Source organism: Bradyrhizobium sp. BLXBL-03 (genome assembly GCF_051853015.1).
Taxonomy (GTDB): Bacteria; Pseudomonadota; Alphaproteobacteria; order Rhizobiales; family Xanthobacteraceae; genus Bradyrhizobium; species Bradyrhizobium manausense.
Genome location: NZ_CP182470.1, coordinates 7,925,702 through 7,937,748 on the forward strand (window position 1 = coordinate 7,925,702; position 12,047 = coordinate 7,937,748).

The 12,047-nt window shown below is 64.6% G+C and carries 11 protein-coding genes; 8 read left to right on the forward strand and 3 right to left on the reverse strand.

Annotation, left to right across the window (positions count from 1 at the left end):
- Positions 1-121 precede the first annotated feature (121 nt).
- The 6 genes from ACNJX9_RS37390 to ACNJX9_RS37415 all read left to right on the forward strand — a co-directional run bounded on the left by ACNJX9_RS37390 (position 122) and on the right by ACNJX9_RS37415 (position 5,900).
- Positions 122-868 (forward strand): transglutaminase-like cysteine peptidase, encoded by a 747-nt coding sequence (locus tag ACNJX9_RS37390; RefSeq protein ID WP_439407102.1) that lies wholly within the window; start codon positions 122-124, stop codon positions 866-868.
- 226 nt (positions 869-1,094) lie between these two features.
- Positions 1,095-1,844 carry an ABC transporter ATP-binding protein gene (locus tag ACNJX9_RS37395; protein ID WP_057746846.1) on the forward strand — a complete coding sequence of 250 codons (750 nt, stop codon included), beginning with the start codon at positions 1,095-1,097 and terminating at the stop codon, positions 1,842-1,844.
- Entirely contained in the window at positions 1,841-3,367 is a 1,527-nt protein-coding gene (locus tag ACNJX9_RS37400) for a permease (RefSeq protein WP_439407104.1), read from the forward strand. The genes ACNJX9_RS37395 and ACNJX9_RS37400 overlap by 4 nt, the downstream gene beginning before the upstream one ends.
- 107 nt (positions 3,368-3,474) lie before the next feature.
- Positions 3,475-4,290: an MBL fold metallo-hydrolase gene (locus ACNJX9_RS37405; RefSeq protein WP_057746843.1), complete on the forward strand. Its 816-nt coding sequence runs from the start codon at positions 3,475-3,477 to the stop codon at positions 4,288-4,290.
- A gap of 69 nt (positions 4,291-4,359) precedes the next feature.
- Positions 4,360-5,304 carry an EamA family transporter gene (locus ACNJX9_RS37410; protein ID WP_439407106.1) on the forward strand — a complete coding sequence of 315 codons (945 nt, stop codon included), beginning with the start codon at positions 4,360-4,362 and terminating at the stop codon, positions 5,302-5,304.
- Positions 5,305-5,378: 74 nt separating this feature from the next.
- On the forward strand, positions 5,379-5,900 hold the full coding sequence (locus ACNJX9_RS37415) for a hypothetical protein (protein ID WP_439407107.1): 522 nt from the start codon (positions 5,379-5,381) through the stop codon (positions 5,898-5,900).
- Between the two features lie 118 nt (positions 5,901-6,018).
- On the opposite strand, the gene ACNJX9_RS37420 is transcribed toward ACNJX9_RS37415, so the two are convergent.
- Positions 6,019-6,474 carry a cupin domain-containing protein gene (locus ACNJX9_RS37420; RefSeq protein WP_057746144.1) on the reverse strand — a complete coding sequence of 152 codons (456 nt, stop codon included), beginning with the start codon at positions 6,472-6,474 and terminating at the stop codon, positions 6,019-6,021.
- 235 nt (positions 6,475-6,709) lie between these two features.
- Here ACNJX9_RS37420 and ACNJX9_RS37425 point away from each other — a divergent pair, with 235 nt between their 5' ends.
- Entirely contained in the window at positions 6,710-7,264 is a 555-nt protein-coding gene (locus ACNJX9_RS37425) for a hypothetical protein (RefSeq protein ID WP_439407108.1), read from the forward strand.
- A gap of 132 nt (positions 7,265-7,396) precedes the next feature.
- Here the strand turns inward: ACNJX9_RS37425 and ACNJX9_RS37430 are convergent, their stop codons facing one another.
- Both ACNJX9_RS37430 and pcaB read right to left on the reverse strand, forming a co-directional pair.
- A complete protein-coding gene (locus tag ACNJX9_RS37430) occupies positions 7,397-8,653 on the reverse strand; it encodes an aminopeptidase (protein WP_439407109.1) in 1,257 nt (418 codons plus the stop codon).
- Positions 8,654-8,765: 112 nt separating this feature from the next.
- Positions 8,766-10,127: a 3-carboxy-cis,cis-muconate cycloisomerase gene (gene pcaB / locus ACNJX9_RS37435; RefSeq protein WP_439407111.1), complete on the reverse strand. Its 1,362-nt coding sequence runs from the start codon at positions 10,125-10,127 to the stop codon at positions 8,766-8,768.
- 309 nt (positions 10,128-10,436) lie between these two features.
- Here pcaB and ACNJX9_RS37440 point away from each other — a divergent pair, with 309 nt between their 5' ends.
- Entirely contained in the window at positions 10,437-11,996 is a 1,560-nt protein-coding gene (locus tag ACNJX9_RS37440; RefSeq protein ID WP_439407112.1) for a winged helix-turn-helix domain-containing tetratricopeptide repeat protein, read from the forward strand.
- The last annotated feature ends 51 nt before the right edge of the window (positions 11,997-12,047 follow it).

Below are 12,047 nucleotides of genomic sequence, written 5' to 3' on the forward strand. Positions count from 1 at the left end.
GGCCCCCTGCCGCGCGCGTTAAGCAGAACAAAACGCCCCGTCTCGCACCATCTCCGCGAAAGCAACAAAGCCCGGCACGTCCACGTCAAGAGGACCCGTCGAAGCCGGACAGGGATGTCAGATGAAGACCGCTGCTCGCTCGCGCGCCTGGCGCGCTATTCTTATGCTGTGCGGATTGATCCTGCTCGGATCGGCCGCCGATCTTCGCGCAGCCAATTTGCTGTCGCCGGGCGCGGGCGCGCTCATACGCAAATCAGCCGAGCCGTTCGGCGTGTTCGCCTTCGCCATTTCGAGCGGAGGCATGCGGCAGAAATGGCTTGGGCTGAAGGAGAAGCTCGACGATGACATGGTGCAGCTGGTGCTGTGCGACGGCGATCGCGACAATTGCGCTTCGCCCGCGGCGCTGAAGCTGCTCGCCATCGTCGACGAGGCCCGCACCCGCGACGGCCGCGCGCGGCTCGGCGAGACCAACCGCGCCATCAACCTCGCCATCCACGCCGAGAGTGACGGCGCCGAAGATATCTGGAGCTCGCCGCTGGAGACCTTCCAGCGCGGCGCCGGCGATTGCGAGGATTACGCCATCGCCAAGCTGGCCGCGTTGCGGCTTGCCGGCGTCGCCGCCGAGGACCTCCGCCTCGTCGTGGTGCGCGATATCAGGAGCGGCGAAGGCCATGCCATTGCCTCCGCAAGGTTCGACGGCCACTGGCTGATGCTGGACAACCGCCGCATGGCGATGGTCGAGGATGACGACGCGCGCAACTATCAGCCGCTGTTCGTGCTCTATCAGTCCGCCGTGCTGAGATATGTCGGAGAGCCCGTGCGGCTCGCGGGCGTCGACAGCCAGCACGTCTCGACCGAGTCACATTGATCCAGCTCGCAGTCCGGTAGCTACATCCAAGGCCTGCCCGCTCAAGGCGACCGAGGTAGGTGCAGCGATCCTGCGGGATCCGGTAGGCCCTCTTTACGGATCGCTGCCGCGCTCCCATTTGCAGATGACCTCGCAAGTGACCGCATTTGCGGCAGCGCGATTCAGGAGGCCGAAACATGTTCGGGTCATGGTCGCGACCGATGCAAAACATGTTGGTGTGGCCGTCATGAAGCCGGACAGCTCGGCGCTCGAAGTCCGAGGGTTAACGAAGCGTTTTGACCGCTTGGCGGTCGACAACCTCGATCTCACCATTCATGCCGGCGAATTCTATGCGCTGGTCGGCCCTAACGGTGCCGGCAAGACCACCACGTTGCGCATGGTCGCGGGCCTGCTCAGGCCCGATGAGGGCGGCGTTTCGATCTTCGGCATTGATGCGCTCGCGAATCCCGTCGCGGCCAAGCAGGTGATGGCATGGGTCTCGGACGAGCCGATGATCTATGACAAGCTCACACCGCTTGAGTACCTCGAATTCGTCGCCGGCCTCTGGGGCATTGCGCCTTCAGCGTCGAAACCGGTCGCCGAGGAGCTGGTGAGCTCGCTCGGGCTTGAGCCGCACCGGCACGAGCGCTGCGAAGGTTTCTCCAAGGGCATGCGCCAGAAGGTGGCGCTTGCCGGCGCACTGGTGCACGATCCCCGCCTCATCATTCTCGACGAGCCGCTGACGGGCCTCGACGCCGTCTCGGCCCGCCATGTGAAGGGGCTGCTCGGGATGCGCGTCCGGGCCGGCTGCACCGTGATCATGACGACGCATATTCTCGAGGTCGCCGAGCGCATGGCCGACCGCATCGGCGTGATTGCCGCGGGCCGTCTCGTCGCGGAGGGCACGCTGACCGAGCTGCGCCAGCAGAACGGCCATGCCGACACCAGTCTCGAAGATCTCTTCATCGCCCTGGTGACGCTGCAGGACGCGGCATGAGCTCGGCGACCGCGCTCTCCTGGTTTGCCCGTCACGAGCTCCGCCTCGCCTGGCGCGAATGGTTCGCCATGATGACCGGTGGCCGGCGCCGGCGCGCCCGCGCCGCCATGATCGGGCTGTTGTTCTTCGCCGCACTGCTGCATGTCCCGGCCTGGGCGGTGATCGGCCGCTTCGCCAATCTGCAATTGCCGCTCGACAAGTCCTCGCTGATCGTGATCTCGGCGACGATCTTCCTTGCCTGGACCCTGATGGCCTCGCAGGCGATCGAATCGGTGACGCGGGTGTTTTACGCCCGCGCCGATCTCGATCTCATCATGTCCTCGCCGGCAACGCTCGCCAATCTGTTCTCGGTGCGCATCGCCGCAATCGCACTCACCGTCACGATGATGGCGCTGCTGTTCTCGACGCCGTTCATCGACGTGCTGTTGATCGGTGGCGGTGTGCGCTGGCTTGCCGCCTTCGGCGTGGTCATCGCGATGGGCCTGTCGGCCGCGGCGATCGCGATCGCCGTCACGATTCTCCTGTTCCGCCTGATCGGCCCGGCGCGAACGCGCTTCGTCGCCCAGATCCTGGCCGCGATCATCGGTGCGGGCTTCGTGATCGCGCTCCAGGTCGCGGCGATCGTCTCCTACGGCACGCTGTCGCGCTTCACCATCCTGACCTCAGGCACCCTCGCCGCCCACGCGCCCGACATCGACAGCATCTGGTGGTGGCCGGCGCGAGCCACGATGGGCGATGTCAAGGCGCTGCTGCTGCTTCTCGCGCTGGGGCTGATGTTGCTCGGATGCGTGATGGCGATCTTCTCGGGCCGCTTCGCCGACACCGCAATCGACGCTGCCGCTTACGGCACATCCGGCCGCAAGCGCGCGAAGGAACGTCCGTTCCGCGGCGGCTCGCGGCAACAGGCGCTGCGGCGCAAGGAGTTCGTGCTGCTCTGTCGCGATCCCTGGCTGATCTCGCAGACCCTGATGCAGCTGCTCTATCTGGTGCCGCCGGCGCTGTTGCTCTGGCGCAGCTTTGGCGACAGCTCCGCGGCGCTGACGCTGATCACGCCGGTGATCGTGATGGCCGCGGGTCAGCTCGCCGGCGGGCTCGCCTGGCTGACGATCTCGGGCGAGGACGCGCCGGACCTGGTCGCGACCGCGCCGCTGACGCCCTCAAGCGTCATCCGCGCCAAGATCGAAGTGGTGCTGATCGCGATCGCAATCATCTTCTGCCCGCTGGTGGCCGCGCTGGTTTTTGCTTCACCATTGCAGGCGGCCATCACGGTCACCATGATCATCATCGGCGCGGCCTCCGCCACCGCGATCCAGCTCTGGTTCCGGGTCCAGGCCCGCCGCAGCCAGTTCCGTCGCCGCCAGACCTCGTCGCGGCTGGCGACCTTTGCCGAAGCCTTCTCCTCGATCGGCTGGGCCGCCACCGCCGCGCTGCTGCTGACGCTGCCGACCGCCGGCATCGTCAGCGGCCTGATCACCGCGGGCCTGGTGGCGATGACCTGGAAGTTCAGCCCGAGGCGCGATTAAAGGCAGGGGCTGACGGTGCGACACTGACGCGCTGTTGATTGCGTCCTGTTGGCGACCCGCTGCGTTGCGCGCTAGACTTTCCCCCGAGGTCATCGGGGATGGATTTCATGCGGCGACTTATTTCAGCGGCAATTGCGCTGTTGAGCGCGTGCCTCTCACCGGCCCTGGCCCAGCAGCCGCCTCAGCGCAGCGAATGCCTGGCGATGGCGAATGCTGCGCCTCGCGCCTTACCCGTCGCTTTGAGGCAGGCCGCCGCCGCGCCCGAGGTCGAGATCACCTATGCCGGTCACTCCACCTATTTCATCGACACGCCGGGCGGCGTGCGCATCGCGACCGATTACAGCGGTGCCTATCAAGTGGGCCGGCTGCCCGATGTCGTCACCATGAACCGGGCGCACAGCACCCACTATTCGCTCAATCCGGACAAGCGCATTCCCCACGTGCTGCATGGCTGGGGCGAGGACGGCAAGCCGGCGGTCATTTCGGAGCGCATCGGCGATAGCTTCATCCGCAACGTCACGACCGACATCCGCCGCTATTTCGGCGACGATTCCGGCATCGACATGATCCGCGACGGCAATTCGATCTTCATCTTCGAGGTCGCGGGCCTGTGCATCGGGCACCTCGGCCATCTCCACCACAAGCTCGACGACAGCCATTTTGCCCAGATCGGCCGGCTCGACATCGTGATGGTGCCGATCGACGGCACCTACACCATGTCGCTCGATGGTGTTTCGGAGATCACCAAGCGGCTGCGTGCCTCGGTGGTGTTGCCGATGCACCGCTTTGCCACCCCGCTCGACGAGTTCATGCAACGCATCGGCCGGCAATTCGAGATCGACCGCCGCCCCGAGCGTTCCTTGCGGATCTCACGGGATACGCTGCCGACGACGCCGACGGTGATCATCCTCGACGGGGTCTGAGGCCGACACCGGAACGCATGACCCCGCTCCGACTTGGTTGCGTCGAGATCATCCTCGATCGGAGCAATCATGAGCAGAAGGTTCCTGGTCATCGGCGCGTTTGCCGCCATCTATTTGCTTTGGGGTTCCACCTATTTCGCCATCACGTTGGGATTGAAATCGATCCCGCCGTTCTTGCTGATGGCGCTTCGCTCGTTCTGCGGCGGCATCGTGTTGCTGGCCATGAGCGGCAGGCAGGTCGCGACTGTGCCGTTGCGGACGTGGATCAATGCGAGTCTGTGCGGGCTGCTCTTTTTCGTGGGTTGCCATGGCGTGCTCGCCTTCGCGCAGCAGTCGGTTCCTTCGGGCGTGGCGGCGATCGTGCTCGCCACAATCCCGTTCTGGATCCTGTTGATCGACGTCCTGTTTCCCGACGATCAGCGACCAAGGCCTCTTGCTCTGCTCGCACTAGTGCCGGGCTTCTTCGGCGTCGGACTCGTCGCATGGCAGCACGTCGAGCAGGCCGGCATCAGCATGCTTCCCATCGTCTGGCTGCTGCTTGCGGCGCTGTCGTGGTCAACAGGGACGGTTCTGTCCCGACGCATGTCGAGCCAGGCGTCCGCCATTCTGCTGTCGGGGATGCAGCTTTCGGTCGGAGGCATGGTGTTGTTCGCAATCAGCTGGCTGGCGGGCGAGATCGGCGGCTTCAGACCGGGCGACGTCTCGCCGACCTCGCTTGCGGCCGCGCTTTGGCTGATCATCTCGGGCAGCGTGATCGGATTCGTTGCCTACAACTGGCTATTGGAGAATGTCTCGACCTCGATGGTATCGACCTACACGTTCGTCAATCCGGTCATCGCCGTGCTGCTCGGCACTCTCGTGCTCGGCGAGCCGTTCTCTCGCATGATGCTGCTTGGCGCCGGGCTCGTCGTTATCTCGGTGATCGTCATCTGGTGTGCGGAACGCCCAGAGAGTCATCGGACGAGCGACAAGGCTGGCCGGGGCGTCGGAGATCTGTCCTTGCACAAGACCTGAGCCATCGACGGCAATTTTCTCCAAGTCGGTTCTCGGCCGGTCGTGCTGATCTCCCTGGCCAACAGGAGATCGACATGACCGACCTTGCCAGATTATTGCACGCGGACGGCCCCAACCCTGAACACGCGGCGGCGCTTCAGCTCTATGGCCGCTTCGTCGGCGATTGGGACGCGGAGATCACGGCCCGCGGCGCCGATGGAACGAAGCACACCGCGCCCGGCGAGATCCATTTCGGCTGGGTGCTGGAAGGACGGGCCGTGCAGGATGTCTGGATCATTCCCCGTCCCGTTGATGGCCCCGCCTTTCCGATCGCCGGCAATTGGTACGGCACGACGCTGCGGGTGTACGATCCCACCATTTCCGCGTGGCGGATTTCCTGGTTCGATCCCGGGCGCCGTGTATTCCGACAGCAGATCGGCCGCCCGCGCGGCGAAGACATCGTGCAGGAGGGCACGACCGAAGCCGGTGACCTGACACGCTGGAGTTTTACCGAGATCACCACGGACTCCTTCCACTGGCTCGGCGAGGTCAAGCCCGCGGCGGAGGCCGATTGGCGGCTGGTGGTCGATGTGAGGGCGACGCGGCGCAAGGGCTGAGCGCTGCGGTGACGGCTCTCACCGCGCGCCATCTCCATCATGACGCGAAAGAGGGGCCGGGATGTTGGTCCCGTCCCCTCTTCCGTCGTGGTCGCTGGGAAGCGTCCTTGAATTAAGACTAGCCGACACCCATGAGCGTCGCCGGACGGCGTTCGCCGGGCGAGAGGAACATGCGCTTGAGCTTGTTGACGACGCGGATCATGAAGCCGATGACGGCCGGGTTGGTCTTGCGGCAGAAGGCGATCTTCTTGACGTGGCCCTCGACATGCCATTTGGCATGCGCGCCATCGCGGAAGAAGATGACGTCGCCAACGCCATAGCGCTTCGGCGGCATGCCATCGCTTTCGAGCACGATCGATCCTTCCAGGATCATGATCGTCTCGTCGAAATCATAGTACCAGTTGAAGCGGCCTTCGGTGCAGGACCAGATGATGGTCGAGGAGGTGCCATCCGAGCTGGTCGAAAGGATGTGCGAGCGCGACACCGGGTTGCCTTCGATGATCCAGGCCGGCTCGATCGGCCGCAGCTCGAGATCGACATTGCAACTACCAATTTCAATCAATGCCCGCGACATCTGCTCCCCCAGGAGGTACAATATGATTAACCGGGCTTAATCCCGGATTGTTTTGAAAGATGATGGGAACGCTAGTCTCCGGTTTTTAATTCTTCCTTACGTAGGCACCGACAATCCACCGCAAGTTGCAGACGCGAACCTGTTAACGTCGGGATTCCCCTGCAAATTCGCGCACATGAACCGGTCTTTTGCGGGGTGCGACAAAGTGCGCGAAAAGACCGAATAGGAGCCCATGATGCCCCTGACCCCGGACGTTCTGACGGCCCAAGGCGAGGTCGTCGCCTGGCTCGAGAGCCTTGATGTCTCGTTCGCACCGGACGAAGAGCTCTGGTTCAGCATCGACGGCATTGAAATCCCCCGGCAGATCGGCAGTGACGCCTCGGGCGGCGCCTTCGTGCTGCTGCCGTCGCAACATGTGCTCTACGTCTCATCGGAAGGTCGCGCGGGTATCATCGCCGAGAGCTTCGAGGCGTTCATCCAGCTCGTCGTTGCCCGCCCCTATTGGCTCGACATCCTCAAATTCTCAGCCGGCGGCGATCTCCAGCAGATGCGGCGCGCGGCGGATGCGCTTGAGGCGACAATCGAGAACGAGGAGGACGTCAACGAGGCGAGAGAGGAAATCCGGGGGCGCCTCGGTCTGGCGGAGGCGGACGATCCGGTCGGCGCGCTCTACGAGGCGGTCGCGGCGTCAGACGCCATCGTGCGCGCCACCGACGGCAGCCCGTTCACGACATTGTTCAACCGCTTCAGCATCGACAACAACCCGATGCTGCGCAACGCGGCAGCGTGAGGCGAAGCTTGGGGTTAGCTTTCGGGCTTTGAACTTTCCACGATCGTCATGGCCGGGCCTGTCCCGGCCATCCACGCCTTGCACCACAAAGAACGTGGATGCCCGGGACAAGCCCGGGCATGACGAGCACCCCTACTTCGCCCACTCGCCCTTGCGGAATACCGGCACCTTGCTGCCGTCGGCCAGGATGCCGTCGATGTCGGTCTCGGCCGAGCCGATCATCCAGTCGATATGGATCAGGCTCTGATTGCCGCCTTGCGCGGCGATCTGCTGCGGGGTCAGTTGGGCGCCATTGATGAAGCACTTCGAATAGCACTGGCCGAGCGCGATGTGGGATGCTGCGTTCTCGTCGAACAGCGTGTTGTAGAACAACAGGCCGCTCTGCGAGATCGGCGAGGAATGCGGCACCAGCGCCACTTCGCCGAGCCGGCGCGCGCCCTCATCGGTGTCGAGCACCTTGTTCAGCACCTCCGCGCCGCGTGAAGCCTTGGCATCGACGATCTTGCCGTCCTCGAAGCGCACCGCGATGTTGTCGATCAACGTGCCCTGGTAGGACAGCGGCTTCGAGCTCATGACATGGCCATAGACCCGGCGGCAATGCGGCGTGGTGAAGACCTCTTCGGTCGGAATGTTGGCATTGCAGCTGATGCCGTTCTTGGACAGCGAGGCGCCGCCTTCCCATTCGTGGCCATCGGCGAGACCGATGGTGAGGTCGGTGCCGGGACCGGAATATTGCAGCGCGCGAAAACGCTGGCCGTTGAGCCAGTTGGTGCGCTCGCGCAGCACCGCATTGTGGCTCGCCCAATTCGCCATCGCATCCTCGCGATCGACGCGGGATGCCGCGAAGATCGCATCCGCGAGCTTGCCGATCGCAACCTCTTCGGGATCATCGGGGAAGACCTGCTTCGCCCAGGACGGGCTCGGATAGGCGATGATATTCCAGTTGGTGTCGAAATTGACGATCTTTTCCAGCGCCGGCTGATAGGCCATCGAATTGGCCTTGCTGGCGCGCGCGACCTTGGACGGATCCTCCCCCGACAACAGCATCGGATTGTCGCCGACGATGGCGAGCCGCGCGGTGTTGTCCGAGAACGCCTTCGCCATGCCCTCGTAGAGCCAGTTGGCGGCGCGATCAAAGCTGTTGTCCTGGCCGTAGCGGTAGCGCGCCAGCGTCATCTCTTCGTCGGAGAGGATCGGCGTCACGATACCGGCACCGGCCTTGTAGGCGTGGACGGCGATGCGCCGCACCAGCGGCAGCGCGATCGCGGGCGCCGTCAGAAGAAGATCCTGTCCCGGCCGCAAGCCCAGTCCCACCTTCACCGCCACCTCGGCCAGCCGGTCGAGTTTCACGGGATCGATGGAAGTGGCGGAATTGCGCTGATCGGTCATGCCGGGCCCTCTGTCGGAATCTACAGTTCAATCTAAGTCTAGCATCACGAGACACAAGTGTGCGAGCGCCTTGCGAAGCCTGAAAGATACGCAGTTTCACGCATCTTGGTTTTCAACGCGTTGCCGATCTCAGCACCCGATCGACCATTTCAGGCGCAAGGCCGAGGTAATTTTTCGGTGAAGTGAGGGCCTCGATTGTGGCACGATCGATCCTGACGGAGACGCGGGGATCGGACGAAAGCGCGTCCGCAAGGGTCAGACCCTTCTCATTGGCCAGCCGGCAGGCATCGTAGACCACGTCATGCGCCTCCTGCCGTCCGATCTGCGGCGCCAATCCCATCATGGCCGCTTCGGCCACAATCAGACCGCGACTAAGGGCGAGATTGTCGTTCATCCTGGCCTCGTCCACGATGAGGCCGGCGAGCGCGAACTTCGCCTGGTGCAGGGCGCCTGCGGTGAGCACAAAGCTTTCGGGGATCGCCATCCATTCGGCGTGCCAGGGACCTGTGGCGCGTTCGAAATCCTGCACCATGGCATCCAGCATCAGGCCCGCCTGCTGGCGCACGGCCTTGCTTGCTGCCAGCATCAGCTCCGACGAGATCGGGTTGCGCTTCTGCGGCATGGTCGAGGAGGCGCCGCGCCCCTTGACGAAGGGCTCGTAGACCTCGGCGAACTCGGTCGAGGCCATGATCATGATATCGAGCGCGATCTTGCCGAGCGAGCCGGTGACCAGCGCGAGGAAATTCACCGCTTCCACAAAACCGTCGCGGGCGACGTGCCAGGTCGAGGCGGGAACACCGAGCTTGAGCTCGGCGCAGAGCGCCTCCTGCACCTCGAACCCCTTGGCGCCGAGCGAGGCCAGCGTGCCGGCCGCGCCGGCGAACTGGCCGACCAGCACGCGCGGCTTCAGTTGAACGAGACGTTCGGCATGGCGGTCGAACATCGCAAGCCAGATCGCGGTCTTGTAGCCGAAAGTCACCGGCAGCGCCTGCTGGAGATGGGTGCGGCCAGCCATCGGCGTGTCGCGATGGCGCCGCGAGAGGTCCGCGAGAATCCTTCGCAGCTCGGCGATGTCGCGCTCGATGATCTCCAATCCGGCGCGCAGCTGCAGCACCACGGCGGTGTCCATGATGTCCTGCGTGGTCGCGCCCCAATGCACGTAACGGCCGGCCTCGCCGCACTGCTTCACCATCTGATGCACCAGAGGCAGGATCGGATAGCCGACGATGTCGGTCTCCTGCCGCAACAGATCGAAGTCGAGCGCCGTGACGTCGGTCCGCGCCGCGATCTGGTCGGCGGCAGCTTGCGGGATCACGCCGCATCGCGCCTCCGCCTTGGCCAGCGCCACCTCGACCTCGGCGTAGCGCGCGACGAGCGCGACGTCGGAAAATACCTCACGCATCGCAGGCGTGCCGAAGGCATCGCGGAACAGCATGGAATCGAGCACGGTGGTCGAGGCGGGAAAAGCGGGCATGGGCGTTTCTTTGCGGCTGTTGTTGTCAGTGAGAGGGAGCTTACGCGGCCGGCGGTGCCCGGCAATGGACATTCACGGTTTGACATGCACCAGAGCCGGGTCGGCGAAGCCGGGACGACCATCTCGAGATTGTGCGCCGCCGCCTCGATCACCTCTCGTTCAAGCCGTATTCCTCCGCGCAAATGGCATAGCAGCCATCCGGTGTCGCGGTGAACCTGATCGACCTCCCGGCCGACTCACAGGCCTCAAGTCGAAATCCATTTTGATTCATCATTGCCCTGAAGTCGCCGTGAGGTCTGAGTTTTCGACGTGCAGTTTCTGTTCCGGGACCATCTTCTCGACACCGACTTGCGCGAACTGAGCCGCGAGCAGGTCCCCGTTGCCGTGGAACCGCAGGTTTTCGACCTCGTGGTCCACCTCATGGAGAACCGCGACCGGGTCGTCAGCAAGGACGAGCTGATCGACAAGATCTGGCACGGCCGCAGCGTCTCCGAATCGACCTTGACGAGCCGGATCAATGCCGCGCGCAAGGCGATCGGCGACACCGGAGCGAACCAGGCGCTGATCCGCACCATTGCGCGAAAGGGCTTTCGCTTCGTCGGCAACGTCGAGACCAAGTCCGGAGGCGCGACGGTGGAATCGCGCGGCAGCGTCACGCCGTCGCACGCGGCCCCTGCGCTGCCCGATCGCCCCGCGATCGCCGTGCTGCCCTTCACCAATATGAGCGACGACCGCGAGCAGGACTATTTCTCCGACGGCATCAGCGAAGACATCATCACCGCGCTGTCGAAACTACGCTGGTTCTTCGTCGTCGCCCGCAACTCGTCCTTCGTCTACAAGGGCCGGTCCGTGCATCTCGACGAGATCGCGCGCGAGCTCGGCGTGCGTTACGTGCTCGAGGGCAGCGTGCGGCGAAGCGGTGGCCGCGTCCGCATCTCCGCCCAGCTCAACGACGTGTCGACCGGCGGTCATCTCTGGGCCGAGCGCTACGACCGCGAGCTTGCCGACATCTTTGCCGTGCAGGACGAGATCACTGACGCCATCGTCGCCGCGATCGAGCCGCAGCTTTACGCCGCGGAAAATTTTCGCGCGCAGCAGAAGCCGCCGGGCAGCCTCGATGCCTGGGACTTCGTGATGCGCGCGCTGTCGCATTACTGGCGCGTCACGCGCGAGGACAATGCATCGGCGCAGAGGCTGATCGAGCAGGCGATCGCGATCGACCCGGCCTATGGCAAGGCGCTGGGCCTGCTCGCGACCAGCCACATTTTTGGTGCGCATATGGGTTGGGCCGATATGGCCGCGACCGTGCCGGTCGCCGAACGCGCGGCGCTTGCCGCGGTAGAGGCCGATCGCGAGGACGCCTTTGCCCATCTCGGCCTCGCCTATACTTATCTGTTCCGCCGCCGCTTCGACGACGCGCTGGCCGAGTTCGAGCTTGCCTTGCGGCTCAATCCGAACTGCGCGATGGCGCACGCCTTCTACGGCGTGACGCTGTGCTACGCGGGACGATGGCAGGACGGCGATGCGGCCGCGCGCCGCGCGCTGCGGCTGAGCCCGCGCGATCCGCTCGCGGCGACCTATTGCGGTGTCGCCGCCTATGCCCAGTTCATCGGCCGCAACTACGAGGGCGCCATGCAGATGGCGCGGGAATCAATGCGACAGCGGGCCGATTTCGTCGGCGCGCACCGCGTGCTGACGGCCGCCGCCGGCATGTCAGGCGATCCCCTCCTGGCCGCCGCTGCGCTGGAAGGATTGCACCGCGCCCAGCCCGGCATCTCGCTCGCCTGGATCACGCGGGAGCTGCCGATGCTGCGCGAAGAGGACCGCGCGCATTATCTCGAAGGTTTTCGGCGCGCGGGGATGAGGTAGCGAAGATCTCTCCCCGCTTGCGGGGGAGATCCAGCGTAAGGCGGGAGCCCT

Excerpts from the sequence above, each read along its gene's own strand:
- ACNJX9_RS37390 (WP_439407102.1), top strand. The coding sequence starts at position 122 with ATGAAGACCGCTGCTCGCTCGCGCGCCTGGCGCGCTATTCTTATGCTG.
- ACNJX9_RS37395 (WP_057746846.1), top strand. The coding sequence starts at position 1,095 with ATGAAGCCGGACAGCTCGGCGCTCGAAGTCCGAGGGTTAACGAAGCGT.
- ACNJX9_RS37400 (WP_439407104.1), top strand. The coding sequence starts at position 1,841 with ATGAGCTCGGCGACCGCGCTCTCCTGGTTTGCCCGTCACGAGCTCCGC.
- ACNJX9_RS37405 (WP_057746843.1), top strand. The coding sequence starts at position 3,475 with ATGCGGCGACTTATTTCAGCGGCAATTGCGCTGTTGAGCGCGTGCCTC.
- ACNJX9_RS37410 (WP_439407106.1), top strand. The coding sequence starts at position 4,360 with ATGAGCAGAAGGTTCCTGGTCATCGGCGCGTTTGCCGCCATCTATTTG.
- ACNJX9_RS37415 (WP_439407107.1), top strand. The coding sequence starts at position 5,379 with ATGACCGACCTTGCCAGATTATTGCACGCGGACGGCCCCAACCCTGAA.
- ACNJX9_RS37420 (WP_057746144.1), bottom strand. The coding sequence starts at position 6,474 with ATGTCGCGGGCATTGATTGAAATTGGTAGTTGCAATGTCGATCTCGAG.
- ACNJX9_RS37425 (WP_439407108.1), top strand. The coding sequence starts at position 6,710 with ATGCCCCTGACCCCGGACGTTCTGACGGCCCAAGGCGAGGTCGTCGCC.
- ACNJX9_RS37430 (WP_439407109.1), bottom strand. The coding sequence starts at position 8,653 with ATGACCGATCAGCGCAATTCCGCCACTTCCATCGATCCCGTGAAACTC.
- pcaB (WP_439407111.1), bottom strand. The coding sequence starts at position 10,127 with ATGCCCGCTTTTCCCGCCTCGACCACCGTGCTCGATTCCATGCTGTTC.